The organism is Campylobacter sp. DY7 (genome assembly GCF_057802535.1).
On record NZ_JBYJAU010000009.1, the window covers coordinates 51,856 to 74,676 of the forward strand.

22 protein-coding genes are annotated in these 22,821 nt (G+C 27.3%); 10 read left to right on the forward strand and 12 right to left on the reverse strand.

Going from position 1 to position 22,821, the window contains the following annotated elements; all coding sequences use genetic code 11:
• The 6 genes from AC1B00_RS06895 to AC1B00_RS06920 form a co-directional block, all read right to left on the reverse strand.
• The gene (locus AC1B00_RS06895; protein ID WP_488848946.1) at window positions 1-933 is read right to left on the reverse strand and encodes a hypothetical protein; all 933 of its coding nucleotides are present in this window, start codon (window positions 931-933) and stop codon (window positions 1-3) included.
• On the reverse strand, window positions 930-2,036 hold the full coding sequence (locus AC1B00_RS06900; protein ID WP_488848948.1) for a CDP-glycerol glycerophosphotransferase family protein: 1,107 nt from the start codon (window positions 2,034-2,036) through the stop codon (window positions 930-932). The genes AC1B00_RS06895 and AC1B00_RS06900 overlap by 4 nt, the downstream gene beginning before the upstream one ends.
• A complete protein-coding gene (gene ispD, locus AC1B00_RS06905; RefSeq protein ID WP_488848950.1) occupies window positions 2,029-3,396 on the reverse strand; it encodes a 2-C-methyl-D-erythritol 4-phosphate cytidylyltransferase in 1,368 nt (455 codons plus the stop codon). The genes AC1B00_RS06900 and ispD overlap by 8 nt, the downstream gene beginning before the upstream one ends.
• A 468-nt stretch (window positions 3,397-3,864) precedes the next feature.
• Window positions 3,865-5,730 carry a molecular chaperone DnaK gene (gene dnaK / locus AC1B00_RS06910; protein ID WP_488848952.1) on the reverse strand — a complete coding sequence of 622 codons (1,866 nt, stop codon included), beginning with the start codon at window positions 5,728-5,730 and terminating at the stop codon, window positions 3,865-3,867.
• A gap of 12 nt (window positions 5,731-5,742) precedes the next feature.
• Window positions 5,743-6,306 carry a nucleotide exchange factor GrpE gene (grpE, locus tag AC1B00_RS06915; RefSeq protein ID WP_336611809.1) on the reverse strand — a complete coding sequence of 188 codons (564 nt, stop codon included), beginning with the start codon at window positions 6,304-6,306 and terminating at the stop codon, window positions 5,743-5,745.
• Window positions 6,303-7,088, reverse strand: coding sequence for a hypothetical protein (locus tag AC1B00_RS06920; RefSeq protein WP_336611808.1), 786 nt, complete (start codon window positions 7,086-7,088; stop codon window positions 6,303-6,305). The genes grpE and AC1B00_RS06920 overlap by 4 nt, the downstream gene beginning before the upstream one ends.
• A gap of 259 nt (window positions 7,089-7,347) precedes the next feature.
• Between AC1B00_RS06920 and AC1B00_RS06925 the strand changes: the two genes are divergently transcribed.
• The gene (locus tag AC1B00_RS06925; protein ID WP_239817036.1) at window positions 7,348-7,593 is read left to right on the forward strand and encodes an XRE family transcriptional regulator; all 246 of its coding nucleotides are present in this window, start codon (window positions 7,348-7,350) and stop codon (window positions 7,591-7,593) included.
• Between the two features lie 2 nt (window positions 7,594-7,595).
• Complete coding sequence (locus tag AC1B00_RS06930; RefSeq protein WP_488848953.1) at window positions 7,596-7,745, forward strand: hypothetical protein; 150 nt, start codon at window positions 7,596-7,598, stop codon at window positions 7,743-7,745.
• A gap of 4 nt (window positions 7,746-7,749) precedes the next feature.
• On the opposite strand, the gene AC1B00_RS06935 is transcribed toward AC1B00_RS06930, so the two are convergent.
• The 5 genes from AC1B00_RS06935 to trpS all read right to left on the reverse strand — a co-directional run bounded on the left by AC1B00_RS06935 (window position 7,750) and on the right by trpS (window position 13,641).
• Window positions 7,750-8,535 (reverse strand): hypothetical protein, encoded by a 786-nt coding sequence (locus AC1B00_RS06935; RefSeq protein WP_488848954.1) that lies wholly within the window; start codon window positions 8,533-8,535, stop codon window positions 7,750-7,752.
• Window positions 8,536-8,642: 107 nt separating this feature from the next.
• On the reverse strand, window positions 8,643-9,113 hold the full coding sequence (locus AC1B00_RS06940; RefSeq protein WP_488848955.1) for a hypothetical protein: 471 nt from the start codon (window positions 9,111-9,113) through the stop codon (window positions 8,643-8,645).
• Between the two features lie 41 nt (window positions 9,114-9,154).
• Entirely contained in the window at window positions 9,155-11,407 is a 2,253-nt protein-coding gene (locus AC1B00_RS06945; protein ID WP_488848957.1) for a tetratricopeptide repeat protein, read from the reverse strand.
• A gap of 8 nt (window positions 11,408-11,415) precedes the next feature.
• Complete coding sequence (gene serS, locus AC1B00_RS06950; protein WP_488848958.1) at window positions 11,416-12,663, reverse strand: serine--tRNA ligase; 1,248 nt, start codon at window positions 12,661-12,663, stop codon at window positions 11,416-11,418.
• A gap of 9 nt (window positions 12,664-12,672) precedes the next feature.
• The gene (gene trpS / locus AC1B00_RS06955; protein WP_488848960.1) at window positions 12,673-13,641 is read right to left on the reverse strand and encodes a tryptophan--tRNA ligase; all 969 of its coding nucleotides are present in this window, start codon (window positions 13,639-13,641) and stop codon (window positions 12,673-12,675) included.
• A 72-nt stretch (window positions 13,642-13,713) separates the two neighbouring features.
• On the opposite strand from trpS, the gene AC1B00_RS06960 reads away from it, so the two are divergent.
• The 8 genes from AC1B00_RS06960 to mnmH are packed head-to-tail and all read left to right on the forward strand — an operon-like array spanning window position 13,714 to window position 21,059.
• Window positions 13,714-14,643, forward strand: a complete 930-nt coding sequence (locus tag AC1B00_RS06960) for an NAD(P)-binding domain-containing protein (protein WP_488848961.1) — start codon at window positions 13,714-13,716, stop codon at window positions 14,641-14,643.
• Between the two features lie 2 nt (window positions 14,644-14,645).
• Window positions 14,646-16,781, forward strand: a complete 2,136-nt coding sequence (locus AC1B00_RS06965; protein WP_239817044.1) for a hypothetical protein — start codon at window positions 14,646-14,648, stop codon at window positions 16,779-16,781.
• The gene (locus tag AC1B00_RS06970; RefSeq protein WP_488848963.1) at window positions 16,778-17,461 is read left to right on the forward strand and encodes a tRNA1(Val) (adenine(37)-N6)-methyltransferase; all 684 of its coding nucleotides are present in this window, start codon (window positions 16,778-16,780) and stop codon (window positions 17,459-17,461) included. Before AC1B00_RS06965 ends, AC1B00_RS06970 begins: the two co-directional genes overlap by 4 nt.
• A complete protein-coding gene (locus AC1B00_RS06975; RefSeq protein WP_239817046.1) occupies window positions 17,448-17,813 on the forward strand; it encodes a YkgJ family cysteine cluster protein in 366 nt (121 codons plus the stop codon). Before AC1B00_RS06970 ends, AC1B00_RS06975 begins: the two co-directional genes overlap by 14 nt.
• Window positions 17,795-19,177, forward strand: coding sequence for a tetratricopeptide repeat protein (locus AC1B00_RS06980; RefSeq protein WP_488848964.1), 1,383 nt, complete (start codon window positions 17,795-17,797; stop codon window positions 19,175-19,177). Before AC1B00_RS06975 ends, AC1B00_RS06980 begins: the two co-directional genes overlap by 19 nt.
• A complete protein-coding gene (locus AC1B00_RS06985) occupies window positions 19,165-19,620 on the forward strand; it encodes a hypothetical protein (RefSeq protein ID WP_336611798.1) in 456 nt (151 codons plus the stop codon). The genes AC1B00_RS06980 and AC1B00_RS06985 overlap by 13 nt, the downstream gene beginning before the upstream one ends.
• The gene (locus AC1B00_RS06990; protein ID WP_488848966.1) at window positions 19,607-20,077 is read left to right on the forward strand and encodes an HIT family protein; all 471 of its coding nucleotides are present in this window, start codon (window positions 19,607-19,609) and stop codon (window positions 20,075-20,077) included. The genes AC1B00_RS06985 and AC1B00_RS06990 overlap by 14 nt, the downstream gene beginning before the upstream one ends.
• Window positions 20,064-21,059, forward strand: coding sequence for a tRNA 2-selenouridine(34) synthase MnmH (gene mnmH / locus AC1B00_RS06995; protein ID WP_488848967.1), 996 nt, complete (start codon window positions 20,064-20,066; stop codon window positions 21,057-21,059). The genes AC1B00_RS06990 and mnmH overlap by 14 nt, the downstream gene beginning before the upstream one ends.
• A gap of 262 nt (window positions 21,060-21,321) precedes the next feature.
• On the opposite strand, the gene AC1B00_RS07000 is transcribed toward mnmH, so the two are convergent.
• A partial coding sequence (locus AC1B00_RS07000) for an autotransporter outer membrane beta-barrel domain-containing protein (RefSeq protein ID WP_488848968.1) occupies window positions 21,322-22,821 on the reverse strand: 1,500 nt, incomplete at its 5' end.

Below are 22,821 nucleotides of genomic sequence, written 5' to 3' on the forward strand. Positions count from 1 at the left end.
CTAAATCTTTTTTAATTTATTACAAAAAATATCATTTAGCAAAAAGCTTTTTCCTAAGTAATACTCTACGAAATTACCTAAAGCAACCTTATCATTATTATCAATGCTTAAAAATTCATCATAAGTTTTATAAAATTGCAAGTGTTTTAACAAATCATTTAATTTATTATCATTATTCTTGTAATAAACAATGACTTGAGCGTTATTTATCAAAAAATCTTCATTAAAACTAGCTTCATCGCAAATAATTTTGTTAGCTTCTTTTATATATTGCGCTTGAATACTTGTATCTAATTTACATTCTAAGTTGTTTGATTTTAAATAATCTTGTAATTCAGCAAAAGTAAAATAATTATTTTCATTATCTTTAATAACTATCGTATCATTTGATTTTAGTGCATATCTTAATACTTTCATTTGCACATCATCAAAGCTAGAGAAAATATACAAGCTTTTATCTTTAGTTTTTTTACTTAAATACTCTTTTGCACCTATTTTACCAACTAAAGAAATTTGCATTTTATCTAAAGGTAAATTAACTGCTAGTTTATTATACTCTGCACGAGATTGAAGCCATAATTCATCATAAGCTTTTAACATATTAGTAACTTTTGAATCTCTTTTAGAATATTTTGAACCTATGAAAATATGTCTATATTCGTTATATCTTAATAAATGAATGTTTTTAGAGCTATTACTCATATAAAAAATAGCCTTTAAATTTTTTAAACCATTAAACAATTCTTCTATATTTTCAGCACTTTTGGTATAAAAAATTTTAGTTTCTAAATTTAAAGAATTGAGCTTTTTGAGTAATTTTTCATTTCTTACTAAAATAGCAAAATCTATTTTTGTTGATTTAAAATCATTTAAAAAATAATTTATATGATTAAAGCCTAATTTTTCATTTTCACAAGTTGCTAAAAGTATCATTTTATACCCCTTAAATTATGAAGTTCTTTTATAAAAGTATTGTTTAAAGTATCTTTGATATTTAGAATATACTCAATTGCTTTTTGCCTATTAGTCTTTAAATAATCATCGCCATTTACAACTCTTCTAAATACGATTTCAAAATCTTCTAAATTAGAAAATACATAGCAATACTCACAATAATGCATATTTGATTTTGCTATTTTGATAACTTTATCTTGTGGTATGTATAAAAATATAGGACAATCAAGCGCTAAAACACTTGTAATAACTGATGAAATATCGCAAATAAAATAATTGTAATCATTTATAACATCACTTAATTTGATTTTTCTATCTATTACATTAGCATTTTGTATCTTTTCTTCTATGTTTTGATAATTTTTATTTTTATTACCCGTTAAAGGGTGTAATTTTATTGATATTTTAAAATCTATACAAGAAATAATATCTTGAATATGTGCTAAAGAAGAATAATCTTGCTCTAGCAAATACCCTTCCCAAGTAGGAAGATATAAAAGTTTCTTATCTTTTATAATAGCTTTTTTCTCTAGTATTTCTAACATTGCAGGTTGTCCTACTTTTTTAAACTCTAAGCCGTTTAGATTAAATCTAGCATTTTTAATCCTATCAATATGAGCATCACCAGCTACCCAAATCTCATCATAAACTCTAAAAAATTTATGAGCGCTTGAACTTTTATCGCTATCTCCATGCCCTATAAAAATATGCTTTAAATGAGTTTGGTATAAAAAATTAGCAATATTACCAGTATTAGAAATATAAAAAATTGCCTTAAGTGTAGTATAACGAGTGAAAAAATCATCTATTTTACTTTTATTATCAAGTAAAATAAAATTAGCCAAAGGATACGATGCTTTAAGCATCAATAAGGCTTCTTCATTGCTTAAAAGGATTAAAAAATTCATATTTGATTTTTCAAATTCTTTATACCAAATATTAATATGAGAAAAGGCATTCTCTCCTACTTCTCCAGAAAAAACAGCAAATTCAAAATCTTTAAAGATACTAGGTTCTTTATAATTATTTACTATTTCTTTTTGTTCAATTTTTTTTAATTTTTTAAATAATCTTTTAAGCATTTTTTACCCCAATATCAACAATTAAACCAGTTTGCTCGCTTATTAAAGTATCTAAAGAAATTTTTGCTACATGTTTTGCATCTAATAAAGTAGCAGGGTCTTCCTTGCCAAAAGCTCTTATTCTCATAGGAGTTAGTGTTCTTTGTGGGTTTATGCAATTTATTTTAATATTATCTAAAATATATTCTTCACTTAAAGCTTGAGTAAGATTTACAATAGCAGCTTTTGAGCTTGAATATAAGGCATAATTTGACCTACCTCTTGTATAAGAGCTTGATGTAAAATTAAGAATAGAGCCTTTAGTTTTATATAAATATTCATAAGCAATCTTACAAATATTAATAGCACCTAAATAATTAGTATCAATTATCGTTTTAACATCTTCAAAATCGGTATGATTTAAGGCAGATTTAATCAAAATAGCTGCTGAATTAACAACATAATCAATTTTTCCAAATTCATTATAAGTATCTAAAAATGCTTTTTTAACATCATTAATGTTTGCGATATTTGTATTTGTTGTACTTCTTGAAAATACTTTTACATTAGCTTTATAAGATTTAGCAAGCGTTGATATTTCTTTGCCAATACCTGATGAGCCACCAAAAATCATAATAACTTTATCTTCTAACTTTTCAAGACAACTATTTTCACTACTAATATTTTGGGTATTTAATTGAAATATCTTATCAGCAAAGAGTAAGTCTTGTTGATAAGTGATTTTGATATTTTTAACATCGCCTTTTACTACTAATATTTTTTCATCAGGCAAAAACTTCTTTATTATTCCGCAATCATCAGTAAAAATAAAATCTTTATCAATATTTGCTAATTCATGAGCTTGTTTTATAGTTTGCAATCTAAAAGCTTGCGGTGTTTGTCCTTGCATTAAATCGCTTCGATTTGGGATTGATTTTATAAACTCATTTTGTGTTTGTATAATAGTATCTGATGCGCTAATCGCTACATCTATTGCATTATAATTTTTCAAAGCCTTTATAACATTTGTTATAATTTCACTAGAACAAAATGGTCTTACAGCGTCATGAAAAATCAAATTAACATCTAAATCACTATAAGATACAATTGCATTATATGATGAATCTTTTCTCTCTTTTCCACCTGCTATGATTTTTTTAATTTTTTTAAATTGATTTTTGATACTTAATTCTTCAATTTTGTTAATATATTCTTTTTTACATACAATACAAATCTCATCAATTTGCTTATGCTTTTCAAAAATTTCTATTGTATGTTCTATAATTGTTTTACCTGCTAATTTTACAAACTGCTTAGGATAATCAAGGCCAAACCTACTCCCACTACCACCTGCTAAAATAACCGCAATATTTTTTCTCATTCCTTACCTTTAACTTGAAATCTTTTATTTTCAATATTTTTTAAACTTCTAATAAAGGTTTTTGTCTGTTATTAAATAAAAAACATAACTATTTGTTAAATCTTTATCATTAAATTTTGCGAGTTTTATTTTTGAAATAAAATAATGTGGATTACCCCCCCCCATTGACAATATTAAATTATTTATTGTGATTAAATGAGAATAAATATTTATATTTTTTTATTTGAAAATAAAAGATTTCAATATTTAAACAAAAATCAATATTTATTATTTTCTAGTTAAAAATACTTTCAAATTCCTATTTCAAATTCCACGAAAATTTTAAAGAATTTGAAATAGGAATTTGGTTTTTAATTTTTAAGTTTTTATGTAGGTTGTGTGATTTGTTTTAAGAAGTTTTAGGAATTTCAATTAAGAAATTCCTAAAAAGTAAGGATTAAATCCTAATTAGACTAGTTTGTTTGTTTTTTACTCTACTTCAGCATCTACTGCGTCGTCTTTTTCGCTCTTTTTAGCGTCTTTGTTTTCATCTTTTTTGTAAAGATTTTCAGCTAATTTATGACTTGCATCGCTTAGCTTTTTCATTTTTTCATCAATTTGAGCTTTAGTTGCGTTTTCATTATTAATCACATCATTTAGCTCATTTATAGCGCCTTCAATCTCTTGTTTAGTAGCAGCTTCTACCTTATCACCTAATTCTCCTAAGCTCTTTTGAACTTGATGAACTAAGCTTTGAGCTTGGTTTTTAGCATCTACTACTTCTCTTCTTTGTTTATCAGCTTCTTTGTTTTTCTCAGCTTCATTTATCATATTTTTAATTTCTTCATCACTTAGTCCGCTTGAGCCTGTGATTGTAATGTTTTGAGCTTTACCACTTGCTTTATCTAAAGCACTTACTGTTAAAATACCATTCGCATCAATATCAAATGTTACTTCAATTTGTGGCACACCTCTTGGAGCTGCTGGAATTCCTTCAAGGTTGAAATTACCAAGTGATTTATTATCACGGCTAAACTCACGCTCACCTTGTAAAACATTGATTGTAACTGCACTTTGATTATCTTCTGCAGTTGAGAAAGTTTGACTTTTCTTAGTTGGAATTGTCGCACCTTTTTCAATAATTTTACTCATAACTCCACCTAAAGTTTCAATTCCAAGGCTAAGTGGTGTAACATCAAGTAAAAGCACATCTTTTACATCGCCTTGAATAATTCCTGCTTGAGTAGCAGCTCCCATCGCAACAACTTCATCAGGATTTACGCTCTTATTTAGTTCTTTTCCGAATACTTTTTTAACTTCTTCTTGAACTAAAGGAACACGAGTTGAACCACCTACCATTACAACTTCTTTAATATCGCTCTTGCTAATTCCTGCTTCACTTATAACTTCATTAATTTTTTTGATAGTTTCAGCCACAAGTGAATCAATCATTCCTTCAAATTGAGCTTTTGTAATAGTTTTTACAAGGTGTTTTGGACCTGTTGCATCTGCTGTAATGAATGGTAAATTCACTTCAGTTTGGTTTGTGCTTGAAAGCTCTTTCTTAGCATTTTCTGCAGCTTCTTTTAATCTTTGTAAAGCCATTTTGTCGTTTCTTAAATCAATACCTTGCTCGTTTTTAAACTCAGTTGCAAGATAATCAATTAATTTATTATCAAAATCATCTCCACCTAAGAAAGCATTACCACCAGTTGCAAGAACCTCAACTACACCATCACCAGTCTCAAGAATTGTAACGTCAAATGTTCCACCACCTAGGTCATATACTGCGATTTTTTCAGCACTTACTTTATCAAGACCATAAGCTAGAGCTGCTGCTGTTGGCTCATTTATAATTCTTAATACATTAAGACCTGCGATTTGTCCTGCTTCTTTAGTCGCTTTTCTTTGAGCGTCGTTAAAATATGCAGGAACAGTAATAACTGCATCAGTTACAGGTGTTCCTAAATAACTTTCAGCATCTTCTTTAAGTTTCATTAAAACTTTTGAAGAAATTTCTTGTGGAGTATAAACATTACCTGCAATCTCAATAGCGCAAGCACCATTTCTATCAACTATTTTATAAGGTAAATGCTTTGCTGCTTCTTTTGCATTTTCTTCATTCATCATAAGACCCATAATTCTTTTGATTGAATAAATTGTCTTTTCTGGGTTTGCTACTGCTTGACGCTTAGCACTATCTCCAACTAAAATTTCACCTTTATCTGTAAATGCAACAATTGATGGGGTTGTGTTTTTTCCTTCTTTGTTTGGAATTACTTTCTTTTCTCCACGCTCAAAAACTGCCACACATGAGTTTGTTGTTCCTAAATCTATACCTATTGCTTTTCCCATAATATTCTCCTTTTATTTTGATACACTAACTTTGCTAGCTCTTATAATTCTTTCGTTTAACATATAGCCTTTTTGAAACATAGCTGCAACGCAATTTGGCTCTAAATCAGCTTCTACATGCATCATTGCTTCGTGATAATTTGGATTAAACTCATCTCCAACATTAGCTACGATTTCAGCAATTCCATGTTTTGCTAAAATGTTTTTAAATAAACTTAAAGTATTTTCAATACCTTGCTTAAGCTGCTTTGAAAACTCATCATCTGCTTCAAAATTGCAAGCATTTTCTAAAGCATCTAAAACAGGGATTAAATCCTTTAATAATCCTTCTTGTGCATAAAGCACAGCACTTTGCTTATCTTTTTCTAAGCGTTTTTTATAATTATCAAAATCCGCATTAGCTCTAAGATAAGCGTCTTTTAATTTCGCAACTTCTTCATTTGCTTTATCAAGCTCTGCTTTTAAAGCAATTTCTTCATTGCTTAATTCGTTTTGTTCGCAAGCACAATCTTCATTGCATTCGCAAACTTCTTCGTTATTTTCTACAATTTCTTCTTGCGTGGCTTTTTCGCTCATATTGCCTCCCTTAACTGATTTAAAACATTTTCATAATCTGTAAAAATACTACCTGCTAATACAAGAGTGCTTTTATTTTGTTTAAAATTACAATCAATTTTAACCCCCATATATTCAGGCAAGAATAACTCATCATAAATCAAACTACTTGTAAAATAATCAAGCAATTTCGCATTCATAATAGAGCTAAATGAAGAAAGTTTTACAATATTTGCAAAAATCTTTTCTCCACAAATAAATTTAATTTTATTTTTAAAAGCATTTTCTATTTCATCTAAAATATTTAAAAGATTTAGCCTATATAAAATAGTTTTAATATCATTAATTTCATATCCTTTTATTTGGTTAAATAAAACATTTAACTCATCATTAAAATTAATTAAAACTTGCTTTTGGCTAAAGTCTAAAATAATAAATCTATTATCAATATTCAAAACTTCATTTAAAAACACTTTATTATTATCAACCACAAGGCAAAATAAATCATTTTCGCTAGCAACTTTTAAAAGTTCTAAACTTGAATTAATTTCTAGCTCAGTATTAAAAGTATAGTTAAAAAACTGATGCCAATAATACTTCATAGCTTTTTGAGTAGGAATTCTTCCACCACTTGCATGAAGTTTAGAAATATAACCGTCACTATCAAGTTGTTTAAAATAAACCCTAATAGTGCTAGCAGGAACATTCAAACTATCTTGCAATAACATAGAGCCGATAGGATTTTGCTCGTTTAAGTAAGCTTTAATCATTTGCTCTAGTATATAATCAGTTTTCTTACTCATTGTCACTCTTGCCTTAAAATTGATAAGCAAATTATATCACTTGAGTTGTTAACTATCAAGTAACCATTTAGCCACTTACACTCAACTTTCTTAAATAAAATTATTTATAGTAAAAATTATTGTGTATTTTATACATTATTTAGTATTAAACATATAATTTTAAGTATTGTTAAAAATATTTTTAGTATTTTTTATATTTTTTCTCAAATATTAACTTCGTTTTAGCGAAGTTTAATTTTTCATATCGTATAATTTATAAATGTTAGAGACGAACGATATATTTAATTTATTACATAATGCGATTGAAAGTAAAGAAAATGGGAAGAAAATCTCATTACAAGCAATGTCGCAGCGTTTAGGATTACCTATGCGAACATATCAGGATTGGCGTTTAGGCAATTCTAAACCGCAAGCAGTAAAGGCTGTATTTACTATGCTTTGTGAATTAGATGATGATGAGTTATTGTTTTTAATGTCTCGTATAAGAAAACAAATAAAGGATTAAAGGTGATTACTGAAAAGGAAAGAATTGAGCTTGATATGATATTTAATAGCATAAGAACAAGCAAAAAAAATATGATTAAAAGATATCTTAAAAACTTTTATAAAAAATTTTTATTCACTCGCAAAAAACAATATAACCATCAATATAGCTAATGTCCTATCTTTTATAAATAGGACTTTTTCTTCTATCATAAATTATTATTAATAGCAAAATACCTAAAGAAGTAAATAGTTCGCTTAAAGGCTCTATAACGCCTTCACTACTTGCAAAATAACCATGTGCAAACTCTATAAAATAATGAAATATCAAAGGCATTGACAATAAAAACAAATAAATACTTCTAAGCCTTATATAAACTGAAATTATAAGTAAAATCAAAAAAGAAACTAAAATATAAAAAATATCTATTAGCTCATAAAGAAGTAACGAGCAAGTAAGATATAAAATAATGCTAAAAAAATAATGCATATTTTCTTTAGCAATTACAAATAACAATATAGATATAAAAACAAATGCCATTAAACAAATAAAGAAAAGTTCATTAGACTGAGTAATAAAACTTAAGGCAAAAAATATGCAAAATACAAATATAAAAGCATAAAACAAAGCTTTGAAAAAATCTTCTAATTCACAAGCAAGATTAATTTTATCTTTATCAATTAATAAGTTAAATAAAACCACTATAAAAGATGGAATAAATACCACAAAAGAAATAATCTGAAGTCCTGCAAAAGGAATTAATAAAAATATATCATCATAGACTGCCTTTTCATCTATAAATACACGAAACATTTTAGTGATATTATCAGGTTTTATAAGCAAGTATAAAGCAAAAAATAAATAATAATAAATATTTAATTTTTTAATAGAAAAAGAAAAAGCTATGAAAGATTTTTCATTTGATTTAATCTCGCTTATTAACCAGTTTAAAAAAGTCTTCATAACTATCCTTTATTATAAATATTCTTTAATCAAATTCCTATTTCAAATTCCTTTAAAAATTTACGGAATTTGAAATAGGAATTAGCTTTAAAAATATAATCTTTACACTACAAAAGCTCTTCAAATATTTCTTCTCTTACATAAATTGTGCATTCTTCTTTTTCATCTAAGCTTCCGTCCCATTTATAAACAGCTAATATTTCTCTTAATAAGGCTATTATTTCTTTTTCGTTTAATGTTTTATTATCTCTTATAGAAAGTATTTTATAGACTTTGTCATAAACTACATTATCAATCTCTTGACTAATATCATAATCTAAAATTATCCTTATATGCTCGCCTTTATAATATAAAATCCACAAAGATTTATTAAGCTTTGCATGGTCTAGCTCAGGGTCATCAAAATACATACAATTCATAAACCAGCAGTCTAATTCTTCATCTATTACAATATGCCAATCATAAGGAAATTTATGACATTGTCTGCCATACCAACTATTAGTATGTTCTCCGTAAATATAAGAAAGTGAGTATTTTTTATCTAATCTATCATCAATAATTGCATTTTTAAAAGCCATTTGCTTACCCCATTTTTAACCCAAATTCCTAATTCAAATTCTTATCTAAAAATCTGAAATGTAAAGAACTCTGAAGTATATTCATCATTCATTTTTTCATATTGTGCTATGGCTGATTCGTAATTTTTCGCTTCATGATATAAAAGAGCTAAAGCCAATCTTGATTCAAGATTATTAGGGTTATTTACACGAGATAATTCAAGTAAAGCAATGGCTGAATTATTATGACCTGCACCAATAGCTGCAACACTTGCTAAAAATAAAGTATCCGAATCATTAATATCATAATCATCTATAAGGCTATTGTAAAGTGCGAAACTTTCTTCAAATTCATTTGCGTAAATATCAATATAAGCTAAAGCTTTTAATGCTCCTAAATCTTCGTTAGTTTTTAGATATTTTTTTAATTTTTCTCTTTCTTGTTGTAAAAGACCTGAAATTTGCATTAATTTTACATAGTTATATCCTACGATTTTTGCACCGCCAAAAAGTGAGCGATAATCAAGCTTTTTATTTAAAAAATACATTTGAACATCTTTTGCATAAGCTTTAACATCTTTTTGATTATTTTTAAGCGAGAAATAAAGTATATTAGCGATTATATCATCATTACTCAAATCTATTAAAAGCTTTGATCTATCAATCATTTTCTCATATTCACCTTGAATATAATATCCTAAAATTTCAAGGCTAATATTACTTATATTATTTACATTATCTTGCTTTAAAAAAGCTTGCATATTTACATAATCTTTTCTTTTAAGCGATAAAAGTGCTAGATAATAATTTTTGTCTTTTTCATCTTCAATATAGTTTAAATTATATTGCAAGTCTTGCTCAAACTTTACTACATCATCATATAGCAAATCAGAACAAAATAAAGCATAAATCCCAGCTCTTAAATTCTTTGGGTCTAAATGATAACTTGCTAAAAAGTGTTTTTTTGCTAAGTCATATTTTCCTAAAAGTGCATAAGCTAATCCTAAATCATATTGCAAAATGCTATGTTGTGGATATTCTTTTACTAATTCGCTTAATAACTCGCTTGCACTTTTTACATCATAATTAAAGGCATAATTTAAAGCCTTTGTGATTTTTATATTTATTCTTGATAATGTTTGGCTATTTTTAAGATATGTTGAGCTTTTGCCTAAATCATCTAAATAAATATTTACATTTGCTTTATTTATCATTTTTGTTGCACTACTTGCATCAAAAACCTTAAAAGGTGAAAAATAAAAAATCAAATCATATTTTTGTTTTTTTGAATCTATAAACTTTTTTTCATAAGTATTTTGCGCGTAGTTAATATCAAATATTCTATCATCAATAGTAGTTTTTAAATTATAACTTGACTTAAGCCACTCAGCATCGCTTTTTTCTAATTCTTTTAATAGTTTTGCTGCTTCTTGGTATTCAGCTAATTTTATATCAACTAAAGCTAAAGCTAATTTAGTTTCTTTTGGTTTTATTCTTTTTTCTAAGGCATTTTTTAAATAAAATCTAGCTTTGTTATATTCTGCATTTCTTGCGTGTAATAAACCTAAAGATAAATTTTTATCATAAGAATCTTGAAAATTTAATTCTTTTATAGCTTCTGAACTTTTATTAAATGAACTTAAAATTTTTGCTCTTAAATATTTCGCATCATTTTGATATAAAGGATGAATTTGTTTATCTAAAGCTTGTAAAGCTTCAGGATAAAAACCTTTATAATAATTTACTAAGCCAAGATAATAATAATAAAGGCTTGAGTTCTTTTCGCTACTTAAATAAGAATATGCTAAATCTATATAATAATTAAACTCTTTTGTTTTTTCTAATTTTAAAGCACAAACAGCTGCATTTAGTGCTGCTACTGTATTGTTTTCGTTATTTTCTAAAGCCTTTTGAAAACTCTCTAAAGCCTCTTTATAATTTAATTGTTTCATTCTAGAAACACCTAAATTATAATGAGAAAAACTTTCGTTGTATTTAGCTATGTTTTCATATATTTTTAAAGCTTCGTTTTTATTGCCATTTTCATATAAAGCATTAGCTTTTGCTACCATTAAATCTAATTTTTGGCTTTTAAATTGTTGTATGCTTATTTTTGGCTCTATTAATTCATTTTGCTCTACTTTAATTTCTTGTGTATCATCTTTTGTAAAAATTAAAAACAATAAAACAGCAAGTAATATAATAATTAGCAAAACAAGCCCAGCAATTAAAATAATGCTTTTTTTACTGAACTTACTTTGCTTAACTGGAAGAGTGTTTTCTTCTTCTATTACTATTACTTGCTCGTTAGCCATAATCTATCTTACATATATTTTTGTAAAACTTCAGGAATTGCTATGCTTCCGTCTTCTCTTTGGTAATTTTCCATAATAGCTACTAAAGTTCTTCCAACTGCTAAGCTTGAACCATTTAGCGTATGAGCTAATTTGTTTTTACCATTTTCATCTTTATATCTTATTTTCGCTCTGCGTGCTTGAAAATCATAGCAATTACTAACCGAACTAATTTCTCTATATTTTCCTTGAGCTGGAAGCCATACTTCTAAATCAACGGTTTTTCCTGCACTAAAGCCTAAATCCCCACTACAAAGCATTAAATGTCTATGAGCTAAACCTAAATTTGTCAATAAATCACTAGCACAACTAAGCATATCTTCAAAAACCTTATCGCTATCTTCTTGAGTGCTAATGCTTACAAGTTCAACTTTTCCGAATTGATGTTGGCGGATAATTCCTCTTGTATCACGCCCTGCACTTCCTGCTTCTTTTCTAAAGCAAGGAGAATAACAAGTCATTTTTATAGGTAATTCATTTAAAGGTATTATTTCATCATTATATAAGTTTGTTACGCTAACTTCACTTGTAGGGATTAAATACAATTCTTCATCTTCAATCTTAAATAAATCTTCTTTAAATTTAGGCAATTGTCCTGTGCCAAACATAGTATTAGCATTTACTATATAAGGAGTATTTACGAACTCAAATCCCCTTGAGCGGTTAAAATCTATCATATAATTATACAAAGCTCTCTCTAGCCTTGCACCTTCGCCACGCAATGCTACAAAGCGACTTTTAGCAACTTTTACCCCACGCTCAAAGTCAAGCCAACCAAGTGCTACACCTAAATCATGATGATCTTTTGGAGTGAAATTAAATGTTGGAGGAGTTAAAACTCTTTTAATTTCCACATTCTCATCCTCATCATTTCCAATAGGAACACAATCAGCTATTAAATTTGGGATATTTGCTGCGATTTCATTTAATTTTGTTTCGCTTATGCTTACTTTTTCGCTTAATTCTGCGATTTTTTTCTTATTTTCTTCTAAAGATTTTTTAAGTTCGCTTATATCTTCGCCTGATTTTGCTTTAAGTCCCATTTCTTTTGAGAATTTATTTTGAAAGCTTTGTGCGTTTTCTAATTCTATTTTTATACTTTTTGTTTCATTATAAGTATCTAATAAGTTTTTTAAAACACCTTCATCAACTTTTTTTGCTTTTAATTTTTGATTAAAAACTTCATAATTTTCTTCAATTTTTCTTAAATCTATCATTTTAACTCCTTATAAATATAAAGCTTTATAAACTTGTTGCATTTTGTTTTGTGCTAATATACTAGCTTTTTTTGCACCATCGCTTAATATATCTTCTATTTCATTGCTAGATAATAATCTTTCGTATTCATCTCTTGCTTTAGCAAAATATTCCCAGATTACATCACATAAATATAATTTAAAGTGTCCATAACCTTCTCCGCCTTTTTCATATCTTGCTCTAAGCTCAGCTAATTTATTTTCATCTAAAAATAATTCAGCAATTTTGTAGATATTACAATTTTTCCAATCTTTTGGCTCTTCAATAGGTATGCTATCGCTTACTATTTTATTTACTTGTTTTTTGAGTTGTTTATAGCTTGTAAAAATATCAATAGTATTGCCATAACTTTTACTCATTTTAGCTCCATCAGTTCCAACTATTGTTTGAGTATTTTCACTAACTAAAGCCTCAGGGATAACAAAAACATCTCCAAATTCATTATTAAATTTAATAGCTATATCTCTAGTAATTTCTAAATGCTGGATTTGGTCTTTTCCAACAGGAACAAGCTTTGCATCAAATAATAAAATATCAGCTGCCATTAAAACAGGATAAGAAAATAATCCATGATTTGCACTAATACCTTTTGCTACTTTATCTTTATATGAATGCGCGCGTTCAAGTAATCCCATAGGAGTAAATTGCGAAAGTATCCAATAAAGCTCTAAAACTTCTTTTACATCGCTTTGTAAATAAAATATGCTTTTGTTTGGATTTAGTCCTAAGGCTAAAAATGCTGCCGCAGCTTTTTTAATATTATCTTTAAATAAACTAGCTGTATTTTTATCTTTCAATACGCTTGTCATAGCGTGGTAGTTTGCAATAAACATTATCATTTCGTTATCATTTTGTCTTTGCATCATTGGTGCAATTGCTCCAAAATAATTACCTATATGCAAATCTCCACTAGGCTGAAGTCCTGTAAAAATTCTCATTTATTCTCCATCTTTACTTGTAATTAAAAATTTATGCTTAATATAGATAAAAAAAATTAATAAGGAGCTTAAATGATATACGATTTAGTGGTTATTGGAGCAGGCCCAGCAGGGATTGCAAGTGCAGTAGAAGCAAATAAAAATGGTTTAAAAAATGTGTTATTAATAGAAAAAGCAAGTGAAAATTGCCAAACTTTTAGAACCTATTATAAAGACGGAAAAAGAGTTGATAAAGTTTATAATAAAATAGATATTCCAAATGAAGGAACAATACCATTTGAAGATGGTAATAAAGAAGGAACTTTAGAATTATTTACAAGTCTTTGCGATGGAAGTTTTGAAGTAATGCTTTCAAATGAAGTTGAAAAAATCAAACAAGTTGATGGTAATTTAGTAGTATATTCAAGCAAAGGCGAATTTAAAACAAAAAATGCAATTATAGCAATAGGAAGAATGGGAAAACCAAACAAGCCTAGCTACAAACTTCCTTCTAAATTAAATAAAGTTATAAATTTTAACGCAAACGATGCTAAAGATGGTGAAAAAATATTAGTTGTAGGCGGTGGAAATAGTGCTGTTGAATACGCTGTGGATTTAAGTAAAAAAGCAAATGTTACATTATGTTATAGAAGAGCTGAATTTAGTAGAATTAACGAAACAAATCATAAAAATGTATATGAAGCAAAACTTACTTTAAAACTAGCAACTGATATAAGCGAAGTAAATGAAGTAGATAATAAGCCAGAAGTTACTTATACAAATGGCGAAAAAGAAGTGTTTGATAGAATAATTTATGGAATCGGCGGTTCAACTCCTGTTGATTTTCTTACAAATAGCGGTGTAGAGATTGATGATAAAGGCGTTCCTACATTTGATGCTAATATGCAAACAAATGTATCAAATATTTATGTAGCTGGAGATATTGCTAGCAAAAACGGAGAAAGCATTATCACAGCACTTAACCATGCTAAAAAAATTGCTGATTTTATTACTAAGGCTTAAAATTGCTGAAGAAAAATTTAACATTATATAGCTTAGGTGCTTGTGCTGTTGTTTTAGGTGGGATTTATTTTACAATCCCATCTACTAAAAAAGAAGAAGTTGTAAATACAAAACCAGTTGAAACAAAAGTAGAAGAACAAAAAACAACCAACATAAAGCTACCAAAATTAGAAGAACAAAATTATAAGATTTTAAACGATAGAATAGTAAAGCTAACAAGACAGCTTGAAAGCATAAAAAATAGTTCAACAAACGCAGATGAAATAAAGAATTTGTATCAGGAAATTGAAAAATTAAAAACTCATAACGAACAATTAGAAACTAAAAATAATGAATTAGTTCATCGCCTAAATAACGAAAGTTTATTAGTAAATGAAAATAATAAAATATCATTCCAGCAAATGATTGATAAATTAAACGAAGATTTAGCAAATTATAAAAGCGAAAACGATAGCCTAAAACTTAGTTTAAATGATAAAGAAAATGCAGTAAAAAACCTTAACTCTTTATTAGGAACTTTAAGCAATCAAAAACAAATGGACGAATTTGAACACGATAATTTAGCTAGAAAATTACAAGATGAACTTGATAAAGCAAACGCTAAAATCGTAGCAAATCAAAAAAATTACACCGATGTAGTAAAAGAAAATGATGTATTAAAACAAAGGGTAAAAAATCTTGAGAACTTAGAAAGTGTTAATACAGAGCTAAGCAAAACAAACAATGATCTTAATTTAAAAAATTTAGAATTAAGCAAAGAAATAAAAGCAGCAAATAAACTAAACGAAGAACTAAAAAGCAATAATAATTCAGATTTTGTAAAGCTTAATTTAGATAATAAAAATCTTCAAGCAAAATTAGATGATGCAAAAACTTCAATTTTAAAACTAAATCAAGTAAAAGATGATTTAGAGCAAAAACTTAGTGGTTTAAAAAACATTGAAAAACAAAGAGATGAATTAAAAAACGAAGTTTTTCAAGCTAAATTAGAATTAGAAAAAACAAAAAACGAACAAACAAAAGCCATAAAAGAATTAAGCGATAAAAACCAAAAATCTCTTGATAATCTAACAAAAGAGCTAAACAAAGTTAGCGAAACAAATGTAAAACTACAAGAAAAAAACACAAAAACAGAAGTAGCTTTAAAAGACATTGAATTAAAAAACAAAGATTTAGAATTAAATATCAAGAAAAAAGAAAAAGATTTAAATGAAGCTTTAGCAAAATTAAACAAAATTGATAATGAGTTTAATACAACTAATTCAAATAACAAAGACTTAAAAGCTAAATTAGACACTTTACAAAAAGAAAAAATTGACCTAACAACTCAATTAAACAAAATAAACAATGAGTTTTTAAAATACAAAAACGATAGCTTAAACAATAAGCAAAATGATATTAAGTCTTTAAATGATAAATTATTTGAAAGCTCAAAAGCTTATGATGAATTAAATGCAAAATATATAGCTTTAAAAGAAGATTTAACTGCAAAAGAGCTTGAGTTAAATAGAAATAAACAAGAAAAAACAAGCCTAGAAAACGAAATAGAGCAATTAAAACTAGCGATTAGCAAAGACACTAATTCAGAAAAAGTCATAGCTTTAGAAGAAGAAAAAGACAAATTATTAAAGCAATTAAATGAACTTAATTTAAAAACACTAAATAATTACAATCAAGAAAACAATGAATTAATTGCTAAAAAAGAAAAAATTCAAGAGCTAGAAAAAAAGCTTGAATTAGCACAAAAAGGCAGCTCATTAAATACTGCAAGTCTAAAATTACAAGATACTTTTATTTGTGATGATATTAAATCAGGAGTTATAGGACTTAGCAAAACTTGTAGTTTAGCACTTGATAAGTTCTTAAGCAAATATAATCAAAACTATTTATATGAAATTACTCCTATAATAGATGATAGTGGCTTTAAGAGTTTAAGTGCTATTGATGGCGTTCATATGGCTACAAAAGAAGTGCAAAGACTTACTCGCTTAGCAAATTTTGGACTTTCTAAAGATAGAACAAAAAGCGCAGCAAATTACATAAAATCAAAAGTTCCTAATGCTTTAATTAGCTCTAGTTTAGAGCCTGAGTATTCAAAAGATAACAAAAAAGGCTTTATTTTAAGAGTTTATAAATGATAATTTATCAATATAAAAATGGCTATCGCTACAATAGTGATAGCTTAATTTTATATGATTTTATAAGAGTTGATAAACTAAAAGGCTTAGGGCTTGATATAGGCACAGGTAGTGGAATATTAAGCATATTAATGAGCGAAAACAAAAATATCAAAATAGACGCACTAGACATTCAAGAAGAAAATGCGAAATTATGCGAACTTAATTTCAAAGAAAATAATATAAATTATCAAGTAATTTTAAGCGATATTAAAGATTATAAAGTTTATAACCACTATGATTTTATAATCTCTAATCCGCCGTTTTATTCAAAAATGCAAGCAAGTAACAAGCACTTAAATACTTCAAGGCATATTGATTTTATGCCTTTAGAAATATTTTTAAAAAGCTGTGATAAATTATTAAAACCACACGGATTTTTATATTTTTGTTATGATGCTAAAAAAATTGATTTGATATTTCAATTTATGCAAAATACAAAATTAAAATGTGAAAAAATAAGATTTATTCATACTAAAATAGACAAAAACGCAAACTTAGTATTAATAAAAGCAAGAAAACTTAGTAAAAGCGATATACAAATATTACCCGCTTTAATCTGCCATGAAGATAATGGCTTAAGCGAAGAATTAAATAATATTTATCAAAATATCAAGGTGCATAGTTATGATTTACAATAAAGATTATCCTTACTCATTTGATGAGACTAAATGCGAAAGTTGTGGCGGTAAATGCTGCACTGGTAAGAGTGGATATATATTTTTAACAAGCGATGAAATAATACAATTATCACAGCTAAAACAACTTAATTTTAATGATTTTGTAAATAAATATTGCATTAAAGTTGGGGTTAGATTTAGCCTTATAGAAAAGCCATATAAAGATGGTTTTGCTTGTATATTTTTTGATGAAGTGAATAAAAATTGTGGCGTTTATGAAGCAAGACCAAATCAGTGTAGAACCTTTCCTTTTTGGGAATATTTTAAAAGTAATTTAAAGGAGCTTAAAAAAGAATGTATTGGGGTAAAATAATATTAATATGTTTTTCTACTTTACTTTTAGCAAGTAACCTTGATGAATTAAGGCTAGAGGCTTTATTAAACGAATCTATAAATCCTAAACAATCAAATCAAGCTTATAAAGAACTTTATAATAAAACAAAGCTAAAAGCCTATTTAGAAGAGGCTATTAGACAAGCATTTTTAGGGAATTTGAATTCGGAATTTGAAATTGAAGAATTAAGAAAAATTGATAGCAATAATGACTTAATCAAAAAAATTGATATAGTAAAATTAATTGAGAAAAAAGACTATAAAAACGCTAAAAAACAATATTTTGAATTCATTAATAAAAACGAAGATTATAATCTAGCAAACGCTATGAGTAAAGAATTATTTAATCAAGGTCTTACAAAAGATGCCTTAGAAATTAGCAAAAAATACTATAAAAAATATGAAAATCCATACTCTTTATATCTATACCTTGAAATGCTAAACGCAAATAAAAATTATAAAGAAGTTGTAAAGCTAACCGAAAATATCAATAAAATTGCCGAAGCAAACAACAAAGCCGATGAAGAACAAGCACCATTTTTAGCCCTTAGGTTAAACGCTTTAAAAGAGCTTGGTATGTGGGATAAAATAGTAAGGCTTGACCCTAAATCATATTCTGATTTTATCATGAAACTAATTAAAGAAAAAGATTTTAAAAATGTAGAAAAATATACTAGAAATATTCCAAATGAGCCTGATTATTCTTTATTTTTACTTTATAGATTTAATGCTTTATATGAATTAAATAATAAAAAATATTTAAAAGAATTTAATACCCTTGGGCTTAGTCTTTATGAATATACTAAAAATATAGATATTTTATCAAGCCTAGCGCAAAAATTACTTGAGAATAATAAAAAAGATGAATTATTAAAAATTGCAAATTTAGATGAAGATTTGGCATTAAAAATATATTTTAATCTTAAAGATTATAAACAACTAAGCAAATCATTTATGCAAAAAGCCTTAAAGACAAGTAATAATTCATATTTGGTTGAATCATACATCTATGAAATGCTAGATAATCCTTTTGATTTTGATTATTTTAAACTTGATGAATTAGTAGCAAAAGGCGGAGTAAGTGCTAATATGCTAAATATTTATGCTTATACAATAATTGATAAAAAAATTGATATTAATAAAGGCATAAAATTAGTTAAAAAAGCTTTAGAAAGCGAACCAAATAATGCTTATTTTCTTGATACTTTAGCTTGGGGATATTATTTAATCAACGATTGCAAAAACGCTAAAATAATAATGCAAAAAGTAATGCAAAACGAAGAAGTTAATAAAGAAAACGAAGTAATTTTACATAATAACAGGATAAACAAATGCAAGAATTAAGCAAAGATATATTAATAAAAAGTCTTAGTTTTAACCTATTTTATCCAAAGGATTTAAGCAATTTTAAAGCTAAAATAATTAATTTTTCTTATGATTTAAACGATCTTAACGATGCTTTTATTACGAGTGATTTTGATGAGCTAGGATATGCTAGAAGATATAGCAAAAAGCATTTGTTTTTTTATTCTAATAATTTAAGCGAAGATGAGCTTATTAAAGCTAGTGTTTATGGGGCTGATGGAATTATTTTGGATAAAATATGTGATAAAGATTTATTAAATTTAGCTAAAAATTGTGGTTTTAGCTTAGCGTTTTTGGCAAAAAATAATATTGATTTATTCAAAGCTACCATAAAACAATTTGATATTTTTGTAGCTAATATTGATTTATTAAAAAACGTTCCAGATACTAAATATAAAGGAATTTTACATGCAATATCTTAATGCTCCTTGGAGAGATAAATACTTTAACGAAGATAGAAGTTTGTGCCCTTTTTGTGAAGATAGCGAAGTTTTAGTTTATGAAGATGATGATTGTAGGGTTTTGATGAATAAATACCCTTATTCTCCGGGGCATATTCTAATAACACCCAAAAAACATTGCGAATTTTTAAATGAATTAGATGAAAATACTTGGCTTAAAATGGCAAAAATTGCAAGATTTGCAGAAAATGTAATGCTAAAAACCCTAAAAGCTCAAGGTGTAAATATAGGATTTAACCTTGGAGATGCAGCAGGTGCTGGAATTGCAAAGCATTTGCATTTACATGTATTACCTAGATGGTATAAGGATACTAATTTTATTACTACTATTTGTGATACTAGAGTGCTAGGAACTAGCAGCGATGAATTATATTTAAAAATAAAAGAGAGTTTTAAAAACTACAATGCAAATAATTAATGCAAAAGATTTTTTTAATTTAGATAAAAATATTTTAATAGACGCAAGAAGTCCTAGCGAATATAAAAAAGCTCATTTAAAAAAGGCTTTTAACTTTTACGCACTAAATGATAATGAGCATGAAATAGTTGGGACAAAATACGCTAATAATAAATTTCATGCAAAATTATTAGGAGCTAGTTTAATATGCAAAAATACTAGCATTCATCTTAAAAAGATTGAAAAACTAGCAAATCCACATAAAGACAAAATCTATATATATTGTGCTAGAGGCGGTCAGCGAAGTGGTGCGATAGGTCATATTTTAAGCGAAATCGGATATGAAGTTTATAAGTGTGAAGGCGGTTTTAAGTCTTTAAGAAATGAGATGATAGATTTTTTAAACACTTATAAAAATCCTAATTTTGTGAGCTTATCAGGCAATACAGCTTGTGGAAAAACAAGGCTTTTAAAAATACTTGATAATAAAATTGATTTAGAAGGCTTAGCTCATCATTTAGGCTCAACCTTTGGTTCTCGTGGCTTTTCTCAGCCTAGCCAACAGCAATTTGATATTAATCTAATCTCAAAACTAAAAGCCTTAAAAAACGAAAAAGTCTTCATAGAAGCAGAGAGTAAAAACATAGGTCAAATAGTATTATTTAATAATTTTTACGAGCAAATGAATAGTGGGATTAAGGTATTTTGTGAAGCTAGTTTAGAAACTAGAATAAATAATTGCGTAAGTGATTATAAGAGCATTAGCAAGGAGTTTTTTTATTTTTGCCTTGAGAGATTAAAGCAGTATTTAGGAAATGCCTTAGTAAATGATTTGAGCTCGTTTTATGAGAAAAACGACTTAGAAAATGTAGCAAAAATCCTTTTAGTAAATTATTATGATAAAGTTTATAAAAAGCCTAAAGATTATGATTTTGTCTTAAATCTTGATGATTTAAAAAAAGCAAAACAAGAACTTTTAAAATTAAATAATCAAAAATCATAATTCCTATTTCAAATTCTTTGCAAAATTTCTAGAATTTGAATTAGGAATTTGAATTAAAATTATTTTAAACACTAATAAAAATATTATTAAAATCAATCACAAACGATAATCATAATGCAAGTAGCTTTTGAAATATTATTTTTTAACTTTTTAAAATTTTAAGATACAAATAAAAAATCAAAATAAGAATTAAAATTTTTAATATTAAATAGGTAGGGATAAACCCTACCTAGCTTTTTACAAGAAGGAAAAACGAATAATATTAGAATGTATATCTAATAGTAGTATTTACTTCATAATCTTTTTTGAACTTACTTCCGAAGCTCTTTTCTACACCTAAGTTGATTCTTAGATTATCATTTACTTTATAGCTACCGCCAACGCTTACAAATCCGTGATTATTACTATTTAACTTAGTTTTAGCTTTAGCATCAATTCCATTTACGATATTGTTGATTACTATATCAGCTTCTTGTTTTTTCGCATTTACCACAGCACCAACTCCAGCTCTAAATACAAAGTCTTTATGTTCTATACCTGTATAAACTTGAGGCTTAATCATAATTGGTGTAAATGATTTAACGCTTATTGTATTTGCTTTGCTCTTAGCTTCATACTTGCCTACATGACCTGTGATTACTTCTAAACTTGGCTCTACATAAGCTTTATCGTTAATCTTAGCTCTATAACCACCCTCAACGCTTAATAATACTGAGTTTTGTTTTTTGAACTCTACACCAGTCTTTTTAAAGCTTGTATTTGCATATTTTAAAACGCTATCAACAAATAGACCATTATTATGGATATAACTTCCGTATAAGCCTATATTAAAGCCTTTTGCTTTAGTATCAGCATTAACTTTATCAAATCCTAATACAGCACCAGTAATAACATCAGCATCGCTTAAATTAGTCATCTTATCAGCACCAAATTGAGTTGAGTAGAAATTAATATGCTTACTATTATCGCTAAATCTTCCGCCATAAGCTCTAAACCAAGTTCCAATCTCGCCATTTAGACCTCTAATCTCACCTAAACGCTTGTTCATATTGTTAATTTGAACATTAAACGCACCTAGAGCATTGCTTGCGATATTTGTTTTTTCATTATCAATTACTTTTGCTGCTACTGTATTTGCTGCATCTTGAACTTTTGCTTTTGTAGTAGCGTCTAATTTATTTGCATCAAATGTTGCTAAATCTTTTACTCCACTATCTACTAGAATTGTAACAAGCTTACTTACTGCATCTTTTGCCATATTTCCTAAATTGCCTAAATTTTTCACAATTTCTTCTGTTTGCTTGATTAATTGCTCTTTTTTAACTTCTTCAGGACTTGGCTCTGGCTTAGTTTCTGGAGTGCTTACATCAGGCTCAGTTGGTTTAGTAGCTTCATCTTTTTTGCTATCTTCTTCACCTTTGCTTGTATCTTCTTTATTTGCATCTTCTTTACCTGATTCTGGCTCTTTAACTTCTTCTTTTTTATCTTCAGTTTTTGGAGTTTCATCTACATTTGAGCCATCACCTTTACCAGCTTCACCTTTTTGGCTTTCATCTACCTGCTCTTCTTTCTTCGGCTCATCAGGGTCTTTTGTCTCTACTGAAGGTTCTTTGTTTTCAACAGAAGGTTCTTTGTTTTCAACAGAAGGTTCTTTGTTTTCAACTGAAGGTTCTTTGTTTTCAACAGAAGGTTCTTTGTTTTCAACAGAAGGTTCTTTGTTTTCAACAGAAGGTTCCTTATTCTCTACTGAAGGTTCTTTGTT